This window comes from Streptomyces bugieae (assembly GCF_036352915.1).
Taxonomy (GTDB): domain Bacteria; phylum Actinomycetota; class Actinomycetes; order Streptomycetales; family Streptomycetaceae; genus Streptomyces; species Streptomyces endophytica.
The window spans coordinates 19,231-37,199 of sequence record NZ_JAZBJP010000030.1; the positions used below are offsets into that span (position 1 = coordinate 19,231).

The 17,969-nt window shown below is 73.5% G+C and carries 17 protein-coding genes and 1 tRNA gene; 15 read left to right on the top strand and 3 right to left on the bottom strand.

Annotation, left to right across the window (positions count from 1 at the left end):
• Positions 1–242: 242 nt before the first annotated feature.
• The 14 genes from V2J85_RS31405 (at position 243) to V2J85_RS31470 (ending at position 15,504) form a co-directional block, all read left to right on the top strand.
• Complete coding sequence (locus tag V2J85_RS31405) at positions 243–1,391, top strand: secretion protein snm4 (RefSeq protein WP_330823553.1); 1,149 nt, start codon at positions 243–245, stop codon at positions 1,389–1,391.
• Positions 1,392–2,008: 617 nt separating this feature from the next.
• Complete coding sequence (locus V2J85_RS31410; protein ID WP_330823487.1) at positions 2,009–3,628, top strand: hypothetical protein; 1,620 nt, start codon at positions 2,009–2,011, stop codon at positions 3,626–3,628.
• Between the two features lie 288 nt (positions 3,629–3,916).
• Positions 3,917–4,318, top strand: coding sequence for an NADH-quinone oxidoreductase subunit A (locus V2J85_RS31415; protein WP_261957023.1), 402 nt, complete (start codon positions 3,917–3,919; stop codon positions 4,316–4,318).
• Entirely contained in the window at positions 4,309–4,953 is a 645-nt protein-coding gene (locus V2J85_RS31420; RefSeq protein ID WP_315975476.1) for an NADH-quinone oxidoreductase subunit B, read from the top strand. Before V2J85_RS31415 ends, V2J85_RS31420 begins: the two co-directional genes overlap by 10 nt.
• Positions 4,950–6,188: an NADH-quinone oxidoreductase subunit C gene (locus tag V2J85_RS31425; RefSeq protein WP_330823489.1), complete on the top strand. Its 1,239-nt coding sequence runs from the start codon at positions 4,950–4,952 to the stop codon at positions 6,186–6,188. Before V2J85_RS31420 ends, V2J85_RS31425 begins: the two co-directional genes overlap by 4 nt.
• Positions 6,185–7,153, top strand: coding sequence for a complex I subunit 1/NuoH family protein (locus V2J85_RS31430; protein ID WP_330823490.1), 969 nt, complete (start codon positions 6,185–6,187; stop codon positions 7,151–7,153). Before V2J85_RS31425 ends, V2J85_RS31430 begins: the two co-directional genes overlap by 4 nt.
• On the top strand, positions 7,150–7,749 hold the full coding sequence (locus V2J85_RS31435; RefSeq protein ID WP_261957025.1) for a NuoI/complex I 23 kDa subunit family protein: 600 nt from the start codon (positions 7,150–7,152) through the stop codon (positions 7,747–7,749). The genes V2J85_RS31430 and V2J85_RS31435 overlap by 4 nt, the downstream gene beginning before the upstream one ends.
• Entirely contained in the window at positions 7,746–8,375 is a 630-nt protein-coding gene (locus tag V2J85_RS31440; protein ID WP_261957026.1) for an NADH-quinone oxidoreductase subunit J family protein, read from the top strand. Before V2J85_RS31435 ends, V2J85_RS31440 begins: the two co-directional genes overlap by 4 nt.
• Positions 8,375–8,743 carry an NADH-quinone oxidoreductase subunit NuoK gene (gene nuoK, locus V2J85_RS31445; protein WP_261957027.1) on the top strand — a complete coding sequence of 123 codons (369 nt, stop codon included), beginning with the start codon at positions 8,375–8,377 and terminating at the stop codon, positions 8,741–8,743. Before V2J85_RS31440 ends, nuoK begins: the two co-directional genes overlap by 1 nt.
• Positions 8,740–10,737 carry an NADH-quinone oxidoreductase subunit 5 family protein gene (locus tag V2J85_RS31450; protein ID WP_261957028.1) on the top strand — a complete coding sequence of 666 codons (1,998 nt, stop codon included), beginning with the start codon at positions 8,740–8,742 and terminating at the stop codon, positions 10,735–10,737. Before nuoK ends, V2J85_RS31450 begins: the two co-directional genes overlap by 4 nt.
• Before the next feature lie 17 nt (positions 10,738–10,754).
• Positions 10,755–12,374 carry a complex I subunit 4 family protein gene (locus V2J85_RS31455; RefSeq protein ID WP_330823554.1) on the top strand — a complete coding sequence of 540 codons (1,620 nt, stop codon included), beginning with the start codon at positions 10,755–10,757 and terminating at the stop codon, positions 12,372–12,374.
• A complete protein-coding gene (locus V2J85_RS31460; RefSeq protein WP_261957029.1) occupies positions 12,374–13,903 on the top strand; it encodes an NADH-quinone oxidoreductase subunit N in 1,530 nt (509 codons plus the stop codon). Before V2J85_RS31455 ends, V2J85_RS31460 begins: the two co-directional genes overlap by 1 nt.
• Positions 13,904–14,110: 207 nt before the next feature.
• Positions 14,111–14,977 (top strand): zinc metalloprotease HtpX, encoded by an 867-nt coding sequence (gene htpX / locus V2J85_RS31465; protein ID WP_261957030.1) that lies wholly within the window; start codon positions 14,111–14,113, stop codon positions 14,975–14,977.
• A gap of 134 nt (positions 14,978–15,111) precedes the next feature.
• Positions 15,112–15,504, top strand: a complete 393-nt coding sequence (locus V2J85_RS31470) for a YccF domain-containing protein (protein ID WP_261957031.1) — start codon at positions 15,112–15,114, stop codon at positions 15,502–15,504.
• A 27-nt stretch (positions 15,505–15,531) separates the two neighbouring features.
• Here V2J85_RS31470 and V2J85_RS31475 read toward each other — a convergent pair whose 3' ends face one another.
• Positions 15,532–16,281 (bottom strand): antibiotic biosynthesis monooxygenase, encoded by a 750-nt coding sequence (locus V2J85_RS31475; RefSeq protein WP_261957032.1) that lies wholly within the window; start codon positions 16,279–16,281, stop codon positions 15,532–15,534.
• A gap of 151 nt (positions 16,282–16,432) precedes the next feature.
• Positions 16,433–16,921 (bottom strand): YajQ family cyclic di-GMP-binding protein, encoded by a 489-nt coding sequence (locus V2J85_RS31480; protein ID WP_261957033.1) that lies wholly within the window; start codon positions 16,919–16,921, stop codon positions 16,433–16,435.
• Positions 16,922–17,111: 190 nt separating this feature from the next.
• Between V2J85_RS31480 and V2J85_RS31485 the strand changes: the two genes are divergently transcribed.
• A tRNA-Tyr gene (locus V2J85_RS31485) sits at positions 17,112–17,193 on the top strand.
• A 106-nt stretch (positions 17,194–17,299) separates the two neighbouring features.
• Here V2J85_RS31485 and V2J85_RS31490 read toward each other — a convergent pair.
• The gene (locus V2J85_RS31490) at positions 17,300–17,962 is read right to left on the bottom strand and encodes an NAD(P)H-binding protein (protein WP_330823496.1); all 663 of its coding nucleotides are present in this window, start codon (positions 17,960–17,962) and stop codon (positions 17,300–17,302) included.
• Positions 17,963–17,969 lie beyond the last annotated feature (7 nt).

Consider the following 17,969-nt stretch of genomic DNA (forward strand, 5'->3'; position numbering starts at 1 on the left):
CCGCGCGCCGTGCGGCGGCCGGGCGACGGGCCGCCCCGACGCCTCGTGCGGTGGACCTTCCCGCAGGTCGTCGGCGCGACGCGGGGAGCGAGCGGGAAGGCGACCCGATCCGCGAGCCGATCCGCGACCCGGTACAGGGCGTTGGTGCAGGTTGATGCCGGTCTCGTTGTCCACAGCGGTGGACACGGCGCGCCGGCGGGACCTTATTGTGTGGCGATGCACAACGGGAGGGGCGAGTGGCGATGGCGCGGGGCGACGACGGCCTGGTAGTGACGCCGGAATCCGCCGTACGGCAGCCGGCTGACCCGGCGCCGCACGCCACCGGCACGGTGGCCGCCTCCCTCGACGTCCGCGGCTGGGGTTGGGGCGACCGCAGCAGGACGTGGACGGCGGCGACGGCGAGCGTGCTGCTCGCGGCGGTCGCCGGGGTCTGTGCGCACAGCTGGTTCGGGGACGGCGCCGCCCTGGCGACCGGTATCGCCGCTGTCGTGGTCGCCGGGGCCGGAGCGGCCGTCGGCGTGCTCGCCGGGAGGGACGGACAGCGCGCCCCGGGTGCCGTGCGGAGCGGGCAGCACGCCCCGGCGGCCGCCCTGTTGCTGCTCGGCGGCACCCTCGGGGTGACCGCCGCCTGGCAGGCCGCCCCCGGTGGCGGCGCCCGGCTCGCCGCCGTCGGCCTCACCGCCGCGGCCGTGCTCGCGCTCCTCGGACTCTGCACGGCCGCGGGCCGCTCCGCCCTGACGGGCGCCGCGTCGGTCGCGCTCGCGGTCGGCGCGTGGGAGCTGGGACTGGCGCTGACCACCCCTGCCCGTACGGGAGTTGCGCTCGCCTTCGTCTCCGTACTGGTCCTCGGATACCTCCCCCGGCTCGCCCTGATGACGGCAGGGCTGACCCGGCTCGACGACCAGCGCTCCGGCGGCACCCCGGTCAGCCGCCACCAGGTGGGGGCCGCCCTCGGCGGCGCACACCGGGAGCTCTCCCTGGCCACGGTGGCGACGGCCGTCTCGGCGGGGGCGGGCGGGGTGCTCGCGGTGCAGACCCCCGGCCTGTGGACGGTGCTCGCGGCGCTGCTGCTGAGCGTCGTCCTGTGCTCGCGGGCGCGGGCGTACCCGCTGGCGGTGGAGGTCGTCGCGCTGCTCGCGGCCGGCCTCGCGACGGCCGTCCGGCTGATCCTGCTCTGGGCCAGCGACGGCGGCGCCCCGGCGTTCGCGCTGGCCGCCCTCGGGGTGCTGGCGGTGCTGCCCGCCGTGGTCCCGGCGATACGGGTGCCGGAGCCGCTGCGCACCCGGCTGCGGCGCTGGCTGGACCTGGCCGAGTCGGTGAGCGTGGCGGCGCTGATCCCGGTGGCCCTGGGCGCCTTCGGGCTCTACGGCCTGCTCTTCGGCGCGTCCTGACCCGGAGGGATGACGGCATGTCGGCTTCGGGAGCGCCTACGGGCGGGCCTATGGACGGGCCTATAGGCGGGCCTACGGGGGCGCAGGGGGATGCGGGTGCGGGGGCGGACGGTCGCCCGCGGACGTATGCGCGTGCGGGGGCGGATGCGGGCTCGCGGGCGGATGCGGGCACGTATCAGGAGACGGGGGCACGGAGAGTCGGGGGAGCTGGGGGAGCGGGGGAGCACGGGGGCGGGACCGGATGGGAAGCAGGAGGGGACGTGGACGCGGTGACGACGAGGGACGGGGCTGCGGGGGCGGGTGACGGCGCCCTTCCGGCGGCCGGGTCCGTGCCGACGGCGGAGTCCGGGCCGGCGGCGGAACAGCGGCCGGGTCAGGGTCAGGCGGCGGCCGGCGGGCAGGTGCCGAACGGCGGACAGGCGCAGTTCGGTGGCCAGGAGTCGGCACGTGGCCTGGAGTCGGTCGGCGGGCAGGAGTCGGCCGGGTGGCAGGTGTCGGGCGCCGTGGGTGCCGGACCGATGCCGGCGCCGGCGCAGCCTGCCGTCACCCCGCCCGCACCCGCAGCATCCCCGCCGGCATCCGCAGCATCCCCGCCGGCACCCGCAGCATCCCCGCAGGTGCCCGTCCCGGGGCCGATGCCGGCGGCCGGGGCGATGGCCGCGCCGCCCGTCTACACCCCCACCCCCGTCCCCAGCCCCGCGCCCATGTCCGCCCCCACCACCGACCAGGTCCCGGCTTCCGCTCCCGCTCCCGCGCCCGGCCGATACGGCCGGCCGGGGCCCGGGCTGCCGGCGCGGACGCCGGTCTCCGTTCCGCTCCTGCCGCCGGAACTGGCCGACGGCGGGCCGCGGCCGCGCCGTGGCGACCCGCTGGCCCGGCGTGCGGGACGCGCGCTGCGCCGGGTGTTCGCCTCGTCGCCGGCCGCCGAGACGGCCGCCGTCACACAGGCCGCCCAGGCCATCCAGCAGCCGGTGACGACCGGTCGGCAGATAGCCGTGTCGAGCATCCGCGGTGGCGCCGGCAAGTCCACCGTCGCCGCCCTCCTGGCGCTCACCTACGCCCACTACCGGCCCGACCCCGTGCTCGCCGTGGAGGCCGACCCGGCGCTCGGCACGCTGCCGCACCGCCTCGGCGCCCGCGAGGTGCGCTGGTCCGGGACGGACCTGGCACAGATCGTCGATCCGTCGATGCTGATCACCGACCTGACCGGCTATCTGCTGCCGTTCGCGGGCGGCGGCTGGCTGCTGCCCGGCAGCCAGGGCTCCATCGGCGCCCGCCTGGACCTCGACACCTACCGCATCGTGATGACCTCCCTGCGCCGGCACTTCGCGGCCACGGTGGTGGACTGCGAGACGCTGCCCGCCGAGGTGGCGCGTACGGCGCTGGTGACGACGCAGGCGCGGGTGCTGGTCACCCCGGCGACCCCGGAGGGCGTCGCGGCCACCCGCTCCGTACTCAACTGGATCGGCGGGCTGCACCCCGGCCTGCTGCCCACCACGGTCGTCGTGCTCACGCACTCCTCGCCCGACAGCGGCGTCGACGTGCGCAAGGCCGCCGACCACCTCGGAGCCGGTGGCGCGGCGGTGCTGCCGCTGCCGTACGACCGCCATCTGGCGGCCGGCGGCGCCATCCGCACCGAGCTGCTCGGGGAGCGGACGCGGGAGGCGGCGGCCCGGATCGCGGCCGAGGCGATGGACCGCGCGGTCTCCCGGGACCCGATACGCCGACAGCACCAGGCCCGGCAGCCCGCCCACCAGCCGAGCCAGCCGGTCCACCAGCCCGGCCAGCCGAGCCACCCGGGCCAGCGGGCACAGCAGCCTGCCCACCAGCCGGGCCACCCGGTCCACCAACCGAGCCGGCAGCCGCAGCAGCAGAACGGACAGCCGCAGCAGCCACAACCGCATCAGTCACCAAGGGCACCTCACGCCCAACAGACACCTCACGCCCAACAGACACCTCAGGCCCCACAGGCAGCTCAGGCCCCACAGGCGCCGCAGACCCACCAGGCACCGCAGACCTACCAGATGCCTCAAACGCAGCAGATGCCCCACCTCCATCCGGCGCCAACTCAGCCGCAGCAAGCACCTCCGCCCCACCAGCCGCCACCGACGTACGCACCCCCGGCGGCACCACCGGCCCAAGCCCCAGCACAGGCCCCGGCCGCACCCCCGAGCCCCGCTCCGGCACCCCCCGGCCCCGACCACCGCAGCCCCTTCGACGGCGGCCCGATCCGCTGATCGGGATCATCGTTCACTGATCGGGATCATCGTCCGCGGCTTCGCCCTCCGGAGCGCGCGGGCCCCGCGGAGACGGCCCGTTCGTCCGCTCCGTGAGACGGCTTCTGAGACAACCGGGCCCGCCGTCTACGCTGCCAGCCGCCCAGGTAGGGCGAAGTACGGACAAGCTCACCGTCCGCGACGACGCGGCTTCTCGGGGCGGGCCTACCAGGGCCTAGACTCCGGTTCGTACAGATCGCAGATCGTCGAAGTCGTTGAACAAGCGCAGTCAGGGAGCGAGGGGCGGACGTGCCGGACGCGACCGTACGCACCACCGTCGCCGCGGACTACTTCCAGGGCTACTCGGTCGTCGGGATCATCGCCGTAATCGGTGTGCTCTTCGTCGCCGTCGCCTTCGGAGCCGGGCGGCTGCTGCGGCCTGTCGTACCGACGCCCGAGAAGATGCTGACGTACGAGTGCGGCGTGGACCCGGTCGGTGAGGGCTGGGCGCACACCCAGGTCCGCTACTACGTCTACGCCTTCCTCTACGTCATCTTCGCCGTCGACTCGATCTTCCTGTTCCCCTGGGCGACGGTCTTCGCCGCCCCCGGTTTCGGCGGCGCGACGCTCGTGGAGATGTTCATCTTCCTCGGGTTCCTCGCCGTCGGCCTGCTCTACGCATGGAAGAAGGGCGTCCTGGAATGGACGTGACCCCCGCCGCCAACAGCTCCGCGGCCGCGGCCGGGGGCGCCGCGCCGGAATTCCTTCCGGAGCCGCGCCGCCTGGGCACCCTGGCCCGGCTCGCGCCCGAACCGATGAAGGTGGTCCTCAACTGGGGCCGCCGCTACAGCCTGTGGGTCTTCAACTTCGGGCTGGCCTGCTGCGCGATCGAGTTCATCGCCGCCTCCATGGCGCGCCACGACTTCATCCGGCTCGGGGTGATCCCGTTCGCGCCCGGCCCGCGCCAGGCCGACCTGATGGTCGTCTCCGGCACGGTGACGGACAAGATGGCCCCGGCCGTCAAGCGCCTCTACGAGCAGATGCCCGAGCCCAAGTACGTCATCTCCTTCGGCGCCTGCTCCAACTGCGGCGGCCCCTACTGGGACTCGTACTCGGTCACCAAGGGCGTCGACCAGATCATCCCGGTCGACGTATACGTGCCGGGCTGCCCGCCGCGGCCGGAGGCGCTGCTCCAGGGCATCCTCAAGCTGCAGGAGAAGATCGCGCGCGAGTCCCTGGGGGAGCGGTATGCCCAGGGCGGCGCGGCCCGGCCTTCGGCGGCCGCCCTGCGCAGCGGCCTGGTGACGCCGCCCGCGCCGGCGCCCGCGGGGGAGGAACCCCGATGAGCGACCAGCCCCAGCGGCCCGATCAGGCCCAGCAGCCCGATCAGCCTCAGCAGCCCGACCGGGCCAAGCCGGCTGACCGGTCCGAGCAGCAGCCCGAGGCCGTCGAGCCGGTCGAGTCCGCCGAGCCGGCGGAGCCCGTTGAGCCCGTTGAGCCCGTCGTCGGGTGGCTGCCGCGGCCCGCGAGCGAGATCTTCGGCGCCGGAGCCACCGCGGAGCTGGCGTACGACCTGCTGACCGTCGACGTCCCGGTGGACGGCTGGCTCACCGCGCTGACCGCCGCCCGGGACGACCTCGGCTGCCGCTACTTCGACTGGCTCAGCGCCGTGGACGAGCCCGGCACCGGCTTCCGTATCTGCGCGCACCTCGCGGACGTCGCCCGCCCGGGCACCGTCCACCGGCTGGTCGTGCGGACCACGGTGCCGCACGACGCGGCCGCGCTGCCCACCGCCGTCGGCGTGTACGCGGGCGCGGGCTGGCATGAGCGCGAGACGCACGAGATGTTCGGCGTCGACTTCACCGGCCACCCCCACCTCGTCCCGCTGCTCCTCCCGGAGGGCTTCGAGGGCCACCCGCTGCGCAAGGACTTCGTGCTGGCGGCGCGGGTGGCCAAGGCGTGGCCGGGCGCCAAGGAGCCGGGCGAATCGGAGCACGGCGGGCCCAAGCGCCGGCAGATGCTGCCGCCGGGCGTTCCGGACCCGAACGAGTGGGGTCCGCTGAAGGGCCAGCTCCCGCCCGCGCCGGCACGTCCGGCACGGGGTGCGCGGGCGGCCGGCGGCGCGGCGGGCGAGCGTCCGGCGCGGCGTACGCGGTCGGTGAGCGCGGGCTCGGCCAGCCAGCAGGCGGCCCAGGCCGCGTCGTCCGGGGCTTCCGCGGCCCCGGAGGCACCGGCGGCCCCGGCGCGCGCCGAGCGGCCGGCCCGCCGTACCCGGTCCGCGAGCCAGGGCTCGGCCAGCCAGCAGCAGCCGGCGGAGAAGGGTGCACCCCCGGCGACCACCGAACCATCGGCGACCACCGAGGCCCCCGCGGCTCCGGCGGCCCCGCGCTCCTCCGACGCACCGTGGCACCACGCCCGCCCGGCCTTCGATGAGCCGCAGAAGCAGGCCGAGCCGAAGCGGGAGTCGGAAGCCGAGCCCGAGCCGGAACCGCAGGCCGAGCCCGAGCCGCAGCAGAAGCCCGAGCCCACCCCCGAGGCGAAGCCGCAGACCCACGACCCGGCAGGAGGCGACACCCCATGAGCGACGCGCTCGACATCGCGCTGCGCCTCATCGCCGTCTTCGTCGTGTTCCTGGTGTTCCCGCTGGTCATCGGGCAGACCGAGCACAAGGTCATGGCCCACATGCAGGGCCGGCTCGGTCCGATGTACGCGGGCGGGTTCCACGGCTGGGCGCAGCTGGTCGCCGACGGCGTGAAGTTCGCGCAGAAGGAAGACATCGTGCCGGCCGGCGCCGACCGGCGGATCTTCCAGCTCGCCCCGGCCGTCGCCCTGCTGCCGTACCTCCTGGTCCTGGTCGCCATCCCGATAGGGCCGCACAACGCCGTCGGGCAGGCCCTGGACGCGGGCATCTTCTTCGTCCTCGCCGTCATGGGCGTCGGGGTGCTCGGCTCGCTGATGGCCGGCTGGGCCTCGGCGAACAAGTTCTCGCTGCTCGGCGCCCTGCGGACGGCCGCGCAGCTGCTCGCGTACGAGCTGCCGATGCTGCTCGCCGCGGCCTCCGTCGCGATGGCGGCCGGCACGCTCTCGCTGCCCGGCATCGTCGAGGCGTTCCACTGGTGGTGGGTGCCGTGGCAGATCGTCGGCGGCGTGGTGTTCTTCACCGCGGGCCTCGCCGAGCTGCAGCGGCCGCCGTTCGACATGCCGGTCGCCGACTCGGAGATCATCTTCGGTGCGTACACCGAGTACACCGGCCTGCGGTTCGCCCTCTTCCTGCTCGCCGAGTACGCGGGCATCGTCGTTCTCTGCGCGCTGACCTCGGTGCTCTTCCTGGGCGGCTGGCACGGCCCGTTCGGCGCCGACGGCCTGGGCTGGCTGTGGACGCTGCTGAAGACCGCGCTGCTCGCCTTCGGCGTCATCTGGCTGCGGGTCACCTACCCGCGGCTGCGCGAGGACCAGCTGCAGAAGCTCGCCTGGACGGTGCTCATCCCGCTCGCGCTCGCCCAGATCGCCCTCACCGGCGTCGTCAAGGTGGTGATCTCGTCATGAGCTTCCCCGGTTCCGGTCTCGCCAAGGGCCTGGCCGTCACCCTGCGGACGATGACGAAGCGTTCCGTCACCGCGCAGTACCCGGACGTCCAGCCCGACCTCGCGCCGCGCACCCGCGGCGTCATCGGGCTGTTCGAGGAGAACTGCACGGTCTGCATGCTGTGCGCCCGCGAGTGCCCCGACTGGTGCATCTACATCGACTCCCACAAGGAGACCGTGCCGCCGGCCGCGCCCGGAGGCCGTGAGCGCAGCCGGAACGTGCTCGACCGCTTCGCCATCGACTTCGCACTGTGCATGTACTGCGGGATCTGCATCGAGGTCTGCCCCTTCGACGCGCTCTTCTGGTCACCGGAGTTCGAGTACGCCGAGACGGACATCCGCGACCTCACCCACGAGCGCGACAAGCTCCGCGAGTGGATGTGGACGGTGCCCGAGCCGCCGGCGCTCGACCCGGCGGCCGAGGAGCCCAAGGAGATCGCCGCCGCCCGTAAGGCCGCGGACAAACTCGCCGCCCAGCAGGCGGCCGAGGCCGCGGCGCAGAACGAGAACCAGAACGAGAACCAGAACCAGGCCCCGGACACCGAGGAGGGGACGTGACGCTCGCCGCCACGGCCGCCGGGCACGGCTTCCTGTCGCCCACCGGCGTCGAGATCGCGTTCCTGCTCGTCGGCATCGGCACCCTGGGGGCGGCCGTCATCACCGTCACCACCCGGCAGCTGGTGCACGCCGCCCTCTGGCTGGTCGTCGCGCTCGGCGGGGTCGCGGTCGAATACCTCCTGCTCACGGCCGAGTTCATCGCCTGGGTGCAGGTGCTCATCTACGTCGGTTCCGTGGTCGTCCTGCTGCTCTTCGGGCTGATGCTGACCAAGGCGCCCATCGGGCGCTCCCCGGACGCCGATTCCGGCAACCGCTGGGCCGCGCTCGTGGTCGCGCTCGCCGCGGCCGCCGCCCTGGTCTGGGTCGTCGTCGACGCCTTCCGCGCCACCTGGATCGACTTCGGCGGGGCCGTCCAGGGCTCCGCCGAGGCCTCCGGCCGCAGCCTCTTCCAGTACTGGGTACTGCCCTTCGAGGCGCTGTCCGTGCTGCTGCTCGCCGCGCTCGTCGGGGCGATCGTGCTGTCCCGCAGGGGCGGTGAGGGCAGGGCCCCGGCGGCCGCCCTGAAGGACGGCGCGGCCCGCGTCTTCGGAGCCCCCGCCACCACCCCACGAGAGGAGCAGCGCTGATGCACCTCGCCTATCCGGCCGTCCTCGCCGTCCTCCTCTTCTGCACCGGTCTGTACGGCGTGCTCGCCCGCCGCAACGCGATCCTGGTGCTGATGTCCGTCGAGCTGATGCTCAACGCCGTCAACCTCAACCTCGTCGCCTTCGACGTCTGGCTGCGCGACACCCTGCACGCCGGCCAGGCTCTCACCCTCTTCACCATCGCCATCGCCGCCGCCGAGATCGGCATCGGCCTGGCGATCGTGCTGCTCGTCTACCGCAACCGCGGCAGCTCCGACATCGACCGGCTCCGTGACCTCGCCGAGCGGCCGGACGGCACCGACGCCGACGGGACCCCGCAGCCGGACACCAAGGCGGAGGCCACCGCGTGACCCTCACGACCACCGCCGTTCTCGTCCCCCTCCTGCCCTTCCTCGGGGCCGCCGCCGGCCTCCTCCTGGGGCGGCGCGCGCCCGGTTTCGTACGGCCGCTGGCCGTGCTGCCGACGCTCGCCGCGGCCGCGCTGACCATCGCGGTCGCCGTCGGCCAGGGCGGCGGCCCGGCCACCGACGTCGCCACCCGGCTCACCCCGACCGGATCGATCCCGATCGACCTGGCGCTGCACATCGACGGCTTCGCCGCGCTGATCGCCGTCGTCGTCGGTGTCGTGGCGACCTGTGTGCAGATCTACTCCACCGGCTATCTGCGCGACGACCCGCGCTACCCCTCCTACGCGGCGCTGGTCTCACTCTTCACCGCCGCGATGCTGCTGGTCGTCTACACCGGCGACCTGATGGTGCTGCTGGTCGGCTGGGAAGTCATGGGCATCTGCTCGTACTTCCTCGTCGGCCACTACTGGGAGACCGAGACCGCCCGGGCCGCCTCCCTCAAGGCGTTCCTGGTCACCAAGCTCGGCGACGTCCCCTTCCTCTTCGGCATCTTCGCGCTGGCCGCCGACACCGGCACCTTCCGCATCACCGGCATCCTCGGCTCGGTCGCCAACCGCGGCCTGGACCACCCGACGCTGATCGCGCTGCTGCTGCTGGCCGGCGTCGCGGGCAAGTCCGCGCAGTTCCCGCTGCACACCTGGCTCCCGGACGCGATGGCCGGCCCGACCCCGGTCTCCGCGCTGATCCACGCCGCGACGATGGTGGCCGCCGGTATCTACGTCGTCGCCCGCCTCCTCCCGGTCTTCGCGGCCTCCGCGGCCGCGCTGGTCGTGATGGCCGTCATCGCGGCGATCACCATGGTCGGCTCCGGCCTCGCCGCGCTGGCCCAGGACGACATCAAGCGGGTGCTGGCCTATTCGACGGTCGGCCAGCTCGGCTACATGCTGGGCGCGCTCGCCGTCGGCGACCGCGGCGCCGCCGTCTTCCACCTCCTTGCGCACGGTGCGTTCAAGGCCCTCCTCTTCCTCGGCGCGGGCGTGATCATCCACGCCGCGGGCACCAACTCGCTCGCCGCCATGTCCCGGATGAGCGGCCTGTCCCGGCGCATCCCGGACGCCTACTGGACCGTGACCGTCGCGCTGCTCGCGCTCGCCGCGATCCCGCCGTTCGCCGGCTTCTTCTCCAAGGAAGCCGTCCTCGGCGCGGCCGAGCACGCCGCGACCGGCGCCGCCCACGGCATCCCCGGCGCGGCCGGCTGGACCGTCCTGGTCTCCGGACTGCTCACCGCCCTCCTCACCGCGGCCTACGCCGCCCGCCTGTGGCTGCTCGCCTTCAAGGGCCGGGGCGTCGAGGTCCCCGACCACGGCCCGCAGCCGGTCGTCATGAACGCCGTCCTGTGGGTGCTCTTCATCCCGACCGTCGCACTGGGCCTTTCCGCCCCCCTCCTGCCCGAGTGGTTCGACGGGCGCTCGCTCGCTCCGACCCTGACCACCTCCGTCCTCGGCACCGGCATCGCCGTCGTCGGCGGCCTGGTCACCTACGCCACCTGGCGCCACACCACCGCGCTCGCCGCCCGCACCCCCATCGGCGCGGTCGTCGTCGACCCGGACGCGGCCCCCGGCCTCGCCGAGGAGACGGCCATCGCCACCCACGCCCCGGTCTACGGCGACAACGCCGGCGCCGCGGACCCGGCCGACCCCGGCCGCCTCCTCCTCGGCCCGCTGCACCGCCACGCGGCCGTCGGCTTCCACCTGGACGCCGTCTACTCCGCGCTGTTCGTCCGGCCCGTACGCGCCGCCGCCACGCTCGTCCGCTTCCTGGACCGCGAGGTCGTCGACACCTACGTCCGCGGTGCGGGCACCGCCCCGCGCTGGCTGGGCGCCGCCGTCCGCCGCGCCCAGACCGGGAACGTGCAGACCTACCTCGGCGCGCTGCTGGCCGGATCGCTCGTCCTGGCCATCGCCGCCGTCCTCGTCGCCACGGGCACGGGAGCCTGACCGTGAATCACACCGCCATGCAGATCCTCCTCGTGGGCGTCGTCGTCCTCCCCCTCCTCGGCGCGCTCGCCGCGCTGCTGCCCGCGCCGCCCGGCCTGAAGGGCAAGAACCCCGACCAGGCCGTACTGCGCCACGGCGTGACCGTCACCGGCGTCGTGCTCGCCGCCACCGTCGCACTGGCCGCCGGCTTCGACCACGCTCAGCCGGCGCGTATGCAGGCCACCACCGACATCAGCTGGATCCCGGCGCTCGGCATCCGTATCCATCTCGGCGTCGACGGCATCTCGCTCCCCCTCGTCGTCATGACCGCGCTGCTGACCTTCCTCTGCGCGCTCTACTCCTACTTCCACATGCCAACGGGCCCGTCTCCCAAGGCATTTGTGGCCCTGCTGCTCGTCCTGGAGGCCGGCACCCTCGCCACCTTCGCTGTCCTGGACCTGATGCTCTTCTTCCTCGCCTTCGAGATGGTCCTCATCCCGATGTACTTCCTCATCGCCCGCTGGGGCGGTGCGGGGAAGCAGGCGGCGGCCTGGAAGTTCATCCTCTACACGCTGCTCGGCTCCGTCGTGATGCTGCTCGGCCTCCTCCTCATCGGCGTGAAATCCGGCACGTTCGACATGGTCGCACTCGCCACTGACAACGGCCCGAAAGCCCAGCTCAGCCACACCGTCCAGCTCCTGGCGGTGCTCGCGATCGGCATCGGACTGGCCGTCAAGTCCCCGATGTGGCCGCTGCACAGCTGGCTGCCCGACGCGCACACCGCGGCCCCCACCGTCGGCTCGGTGCTGCTGGCCGGCGTCCTGCTGAAGATGGGCACCTACGGGTTCGTACGGATCGCGTTGCCCATCACCCCCGAGGGCATGCACACCTACGCGCCCTACCTCGCCGCGTTCGCCGCCGTCGGCATCATCTACGGCTCGCTCGCCTGCCTCGCCCTCGTCCGCAAGGGCGCCAAGGGCGACCTCAAGCGCCTGATCGCCTACAGCTCCGTCGGCCACATGGGCTTCGTCCTGCTCGGCATCGCCAGCATGACCCCCACCGGCGTCAACGGCGCGCTGTTCGCCAACATCGCCCACGGCCTGATCACCGGCCTGCTGTTCTTCATGGTCGGCGCCCTCAAGGACCGCACCGGAACCACCGACCTCGACGCCCTGGCCGGCACCACCGGCGCCGCCCTCTACGGCAAGGCCCCCCGCTTCGGCGGCTTGCTCGCCTTCGGGGCCGTCGCCTCGCTCGGCCTGCCCGGACTCGCCGGCTTCTGGGGCGAGATGCTCGCCATGTTCGGCGCCTTCCGGCCCGCCGCCGGCCTGAGCCGCCCGGCCTTCCTGACCTTCATGGTGCTGGCCGGCCTCGGCACCCTGCTGACCGCCGCGTACCTGCTCCTCGTCGTCCGCCGGGTCTGCATGGGCGGCACCCCGCACCTCGCCCCCACCGCCCCGCTCGGCGCCGACGGCGACCCGGAACGGCCCGTCGCGGACGTGCCCACCCCCGCCCCGGCCGTCCCCGACCTCGCGCGCTACGAGTACGCGGCCTGGTCCCCCCTGGCCGCCCTCACCGTCCTCGCCGGACTGTGGCCGGCGGCCCTCCTCGGCCTCACCGACCCGGCCGTCCAGCAGCTCCTCGGAGGCGGTAAGTGATGAGCTCGGTCACCTCTCTGGTCCAGTCCGTCGACTGGGTCGCCGTCGCCCCGCCCACGATCACCGCGGTCGTCGCCCTGGTGGTGCTGGTCGCCGACCTGTTCGTGCCGGCGGCCCGCAAGCCGCTGCTGGGCTGGGCCGCCACCGGGGGCCTGGTCCTCGCCGCGCTGTCCCTGCTGCCCCTCCTGGGCGGCGACCGCCGCACGTTCTGCCTCCCCGGGCACCCGGACGTGTGCAGCTACGTCGCCGACCCGTTCGCGCTGGTCATCCAGTTCCTGGTGCTCGGCGGTGCGCTGCTGACCGCCCTGCTGTCCTTGGACACCATCAAGGACCACGACCTGCCCGCCGGCGAGTACTGGTTCCTGCTGCTGTCCTCGGCCGCCGGCGCCGCCCTGCTGCCCGCCTCCCGGGACCTGGCCACCCTCGTCGTCGCCCTGGAGGTCGCCTCGCTGCCGGCCTTCGCCCTCGTGGGCCTGCGCCGCGGCGACCGGCTCTCCTCCGAGGCGGCGCTGAAGTTCTTCCTCTCCTCGGTGGCCGCCACCGCCGTGATGCTCCTCGGCGTCAGCTTCGTCTACGCGGCCACCCGCAGCCTCTACCTCTCCCGGGTGGCGCACGCCCTCACCGACCTCCCCGACGCCCGCCTCGCCACCCTGGCGAGCGCCGGCGTCGCGCTCACCCTGGTCGGCTTCGCCTTCAAGACGGCGGCCGCCCCGTTCCACTTCTGGGTGCCCGACACCTACGTCGGCGCGCCGCTGCCGATCGCCGGCTACCTCTCCGTGGTCGGCAAGGCCGTCGGCTTCTCCGGTCTGATCCTCGTCACCGTCCAGGGCTTCCCCGCGTACGCCGATGTCTGGGGCCCGGCGCTGGCCGTCCTCGCCGCGCTCACCATGACCGTCGGCAACGTCGCCGCCCTCCGCCAGGACCCGCGCCGGGAGCACAGCGCGGTCCGGCTGCTCGCCTGGTCGTCGGTCGGCCAGGCCGGCTACCTCCTGGTGCCGCTGGCCGCCGCGGGCTACACCCACCGGCCGGCGCACGCCATCGGCGCCACCGTGGCCTACGCCCTGATGTACGCGGCCGTGAACCTCGGCGCGTTCGCCGTCGCCGCCCTGGTGGCCCGTACGCGCCCCGCCAACCGCATCACCGACTACCGGGGCCTGTACGCCCGCCGGCCCCTCGTGGCACTCGCCATGGGCTTCTTCCTGCTCTGCCTGGCCGGTCTGCCGCCGGGCATCATCGGCCTGTTCGCCAAGGTCACGGTCTTCTCCGCGGCCGTCGACGCCGGGCTGGCCTGGCTCGCCGTGGTCATGGCCGTCAACGTCGTGATCGCGCTCTACTACTACCTGCAGTGGACGGCGGTGCTCTTCCGGGGCGCCGAGGAGCCCGCGGCCGCCCCCGCCGGCCCGCGGCCGCCCGCCCCCCGGATCCCGGCCCCGCTGGCCACCGCCATCGCCCTGGCCACCGTCCTGGGCCTCGCCCTCTCCGGCGCGCCCCAACTCGTCCTGCGCTTCGCCTCCGGCGCGCTCCTCTGACCGGACGCGGCGGACCCGGGGCCACCCGTACGGCGGCACGGCGCCGGGCGGCCCACGGACGAGTCCCGGGCGCGCGTCCCGGGCCCGGTCGTCCGGGCGGCGGGAACCCGGCCCGTTCATCTCGCGTTGACCAGTGAGTAAGGGTCCACTGGAGAGTGGAGCAACGCAGCACAGGGTTCCCCTGCCGCACCGCTTGGAGGGCGTACCGTGCACCGCCGGCACAACGGGCTCAGAACCGCCGTACTCCTCGGGGGACTGTCCGCACTCATCATCCTCATCGGCAGTTTCTTCGGGCGTACGGGCCTGATCGTCGCCGTTCTCGTCGCCCTGGCGACCAACGCCTACGCGTACTGGAACAGCGACAAGCTCGCCCTGCGCGCCATGCGGGCCCGCCCGGTGAGCGAGTTCGAGGCGCCGGAGCTCTACCGCATGGTCCGCGAGCTGTCGACGGCCGCCCGCCAGCCCATGCCGCGGCTGTACATCTCCCCGACCCAGGCGCCGAACGCCTTCGCCACCGGCCGCAACCCGCGCAACGCCGCGGTCTGCTGCACCGACGGCATCCTCCGGCTCCTCGACGAGCGCGAGCTGCGCGGCGTCATCGGCCATGAGCTCAGCCACGTCTACAACCGCGACATCCTCATCTCGTCCGTCGCCGGCGCGCTGGCCTCCGTCGTGATGTTCCTGGTCAACTTCGCCTGGCTGATCCCCATAGGCCGCTCCGAGGACGACGAGGGCCCCGGGCTGCTGGGCATGCTCCTGATCGCGATCCTGGGCCCGATCGCCGCCTCGCTCATCCAGCTGGCCGTCAGCCGCTCCCGTGAGTACCAGGCGGACGCCTCGGGCGCCCAGCTCACCGGCGACCCGCTCGCCCTGGCCTCCGCCCTGCGCAAGCTGGAGATCGGCACCCAGCAGCTGCCGCTGCCACCCGAACCGCGGCTGGAGACCGCCGGCCACATGATGATCGCCAACCCGTTCCGGGCCGGCGAGGGCATGTCCAAGCTGTTCTCCACCCACCCCCCGATGCGCGAACGCATCGCCCGCCTGGAGCAGATGGCCGGCCACCACCGCCCCTGAGGCCCCCTGAGGCCCGCGGCCGCCGCTGGCCGACCCCCGGCCACCGGCGCATCATGAACGCAACGCTCCACCGGCCCCGGTGCGTCTAGCACGGCAGTTACCCCGTTCGCCGTGCCCGTGGAAGGCTGCCGATCATGAAGCTCATCCTCAACGTCCTCTGGCTGATCCTCAGCGGGTTCTGGCTGGCCCTCGGCTACGTCCTCGCGGGCGTCATCTGCTGCATCCTGATCATCACCATCCCGTTCGGCATCGCGTCCTTCCGCATCGCCGGCTACGCCCTGTGGCCCTTCGGCCGGACGACCGTCGTCCGGCACGACGCCGGCGCCGGCTCCGCCATCGGCAACGTCATCTGGATCGTCTTCGCGGGCTGGTGGCTGGCCCTGGGCCACATCGTCACCGGCCTCGCCCTGTGCGTGACGATCATCGGCATCCCGTTCGGCATCGCCAACTTCAAGATGATCCCGATCTCCCTGCTGCCGCTCGGCCGCGAGATCGTCCCCACGGACCAGCCGTTCGCCACCCGCTGACCTACGGGCCCGCCCAGGGGCCGGCGGTCACTCCCGCACCAGCCCCCGCGGCCCGACGTACCGCCGGAAGCCGAGCGGTTCCACGCCGTCCAGGCCCCCGATGAAGGCCATCACCGGCCCACCACGCGCAAGGCTCCCGGCGATCTCCCGCTCATGGGCCTCGGCGGTCGTCCACTCGCTGTAGTTGACGACCCGGGTGCCGTCCTCGCTGATGTGGAAGTGCGAGGCGATCCCGCCCTCGCCCGGCTGCACGCCACCGATCAGGTCCAGCAGCCCGTCGACGAGCTCCCGGGCCGCGTCGTGCCCCGTCGTACGGAAGGCGACCCGCACGACGCAGCCCGGGGCCGCCGGCTCGCCCTGGGGCAGCAGGCTGCGGTAGAGCCGGTAACGGGTGGGGCCGCTCTCGCCGACGTCACCCGTGGCGGCCGGCGCGCCCGCGATCCGCTCCCGTGGCCCGGTGTCCTCGCCGCGCACGAACTCCTCGTGCGCCGCCTCGCTCGTCCACTGCGCGTAGTCGAGCACGCTGCGCCCGTCCGTCCCCGCGAACAGCACCCGCGACAGGAAGCCCGCCGGCAGCGGCGTCCCCTCCCACGCCCGGGCCACCCCGTCCAGGACGGCCCGCTGCCCCTCCGGGCTCCCGGCATCCCCCTCGCTGATCAGCACGGTCCCCACACCCGCCCGCCTGACCTGCGGAAACGCATCGGCACGGAAGCCCGCGCGGGGACCGGTGGCCGGGCTCTCGCCGTTCTGCACGTTCTCGTTCTCCTGAGAAGTCATGCCAGGAGCCTGCAATCTCAACCAAACTTGAGGTCAAGAGTGATCCACGAGGATCCCGGAAGCCGTGCGACAGCGGTCCGAAACGCCGGTGGGGCGGCACGCCCGTGGCGCGCCGCCCCATCCCGAAGGCCGAAGCCCCTGCCCTACCGGCTCACCGGTAGTTCACGAACTGGAGGGCGAAGTCCAGGTCCTTGCCCTTCAGCAGCTGCTGCACGGCCTGCAGGTCGTCCCGGCTCTTGGAGCTGACCCGCAGCTCGTCGCCCTGCACCTGCGCCTTGACGCCCTTCGGGCCCTCGTCGCGGATGATCTTGGCGACCTTCTTCGCGTTCTCCTGCGAGATGCCCTCCTGGAGGGAGGCGAAGATCTTGTACTCCTTGCCCGAGGCCTGCGGCTCACCGGCGTCCAGCGCCTTCAGCGAGATCCCGCGCTTGACCAGCTTGGACTGGAAGATGTCGAGCACGGCCTTGACCCGCTCCTCGGCGTTGGCCCGCATCTCGATCTTCTCGCCCGACCATGCGATCGAGGCGTCGACGCCCTTGAAGTCGTAGCGCGTCGAGATCTCCTTGGCAGCCTGGTTGAGGGCGTTGTCGACCTCCTGCCGCTCTACCTTCGAGACGATGTCGAAACTGGAGTCGGCCATGTTGAGTTGGCTCCTCGTGCGTAGATCCATCAGGGGTGCGGACCGTCCCCGGACCGCTTGCCAAGCCTAGCCACCCCACCAAGATCCAGCGCTCGCGAATCGAGTGGCGAACCACCCCCAGCCATCGGGTATGGTTTACGTCGTTGCCACGGAGCACCGCCGAAAAGCGGCTCTCCCGGCAGCAAACCCCGGCGGTGTGCCCGAGCGGCCAAAGGGAGCAGACTGTAAATCTGCCGGCTCAGCCTTCCCAGGTTCGAATCCTGGCGCCGCCACAGTGAGGAACTCCCTCCACTGCGAATCAGCAGTGGAGGGGGTTTTCTCGTGCGTGCGGAGCTTCGGCGGGGGCGCCGCTCCCCCCCCCGCGCGCCCCGCCGCCCCTCAGTGCGCCGCCACCGTCCCCACCGCGTCCGCCACCGGCACATCGCCGCCGATCAGCTCCAGGGTGCGGCCGATGGTGCGGGGCTCGTCGAGGAGCTCCATCAGGGTGGCCGCCACGTCGTCGCGGGGGACGTCGCCGCGGCCGGTGGCGTCGGCCAGGGTGACCAGGCCGGTGCCGGGCCCGTCCGTCAGGCGGCCCGGGCGCAGGATCGTCCAGTCCAGGCCCGCCCGGGACCGTACGTCGGCGTCCGCGGCGCCCTTGGCCCGCAGGTACGCGGCGAAGACCGGGTCGGTGCCCTCCGGGGGCTCGCGGTCGGCGCCCATCGACGAGATGACCAGGAACCGGCGCACACCCGCCGCCTCGGCCGCGTCCGCGAAGAGCGCCGCCGCGGCGCGGTCCACCGTGTCCTTGCGTTCGGTGCCGCTGCCCGGCCCGGCACCGGCCGCGAAGACCGCCGCGTCGGCGCCTTCCAGGTGCCGGGCGACATCCTCGACCGACGCCGACTCCAGGTCGCAGACCACCGGTTCGGCCCCCGCGGCCAGCAGATCGCCGGCCTGCTCCGGCCGGCGGACGATGCCCGCGACCTCGTCCCCGCGCTTGGCGAGCAGCCGCTCCAGCCGCAGCGCGATCTGACCATGTCCACCTGCGATGACAATGCGCATGGTGCCG

Coding starts and splice junctions, on each gene's coding strand:
- V2J85_RS31405 (WP_330823553.1), top strand. CDS start 243: ATGGCGCGGGGCGACGACGGCCTGGTAGTGACGCCGGAATCCGCCGTA.
- V2J85_RS31420 (WP_315975476.1), top strand. CDS start 4,309: ATGGACGTGACCCCCGCCGCCAACAGCTCCGCGGCCGCGGCCGGGGGC.
- V2J85_RS31425 (WP_330823489.1), top strand. CDS start 4,950: ATGAGCGACCAGCCCCAGCGGCCCGATCAGGCCCAGCAGCCCGATCAG.
- V2J85_RS31430 (WP_330823490.1), top strand. CDS start 6,185: ATGAGCGACGCGCTCGACATCGCGCTGCGCCTCATCGCCGTCTTCGTC.
- V2J85_RS31435 (WP_261957025.1), top strand. CDS start 7,150: ATGAGCTTCCCCGGTTCCGGTCTCGCCAAGGGCCTGGCCGTCACCCTG.
- nuoK (WP_261957027.1), top strand. CDS start 8,375: ATGCACCTCGCCTATCCGGCCGTCCTCGCCGTCCTCCTCTTCTGCACC.
- V2J85_RS31455 (WP_330823554.1), top strand. CDS start 10,755: ATGCAGATCCTCCTCGTGGGCGTCGTCGTCCTCCCCCTCCTCGGCGCG.
- V2J85_RS31460 (WP_261957029.1), top strand. CDS start 12,374: ATGAGCTCGGTCACCTCTCTGGTCCAGTCCGTCGACTGGGTCGCCGTC.
- V2J85_RS31470 (WP_261957031.1), top strand. CDS start 15,112: ATGAAGCTCATCCTCAACGTCCTCTGGCTGATCCTCAGCGGGTTCTGG.
- V2J85_RS31475 (WP_261957032.1), bottom strand. CDS start 16,281: ATGACTTCTCAGGAGAACGAGAACGTGCAGAACGGCGAGAGCCCGGCC.
- V2J85_RS31480 (WP_261957033.1), bottom strand. CDS start 16,921: ATGGCCGACTCCAGTTTCGACATCGTCTCGAAGGTAGAGCGGCAGGAG.
- V2J85_RS31490 (WP_330823496.1), bottom strand. CDS start 17,962: ATGCGCATTGTCATCGCAGGTGGACATGGTCAGATCGCGCTGCGGCTG.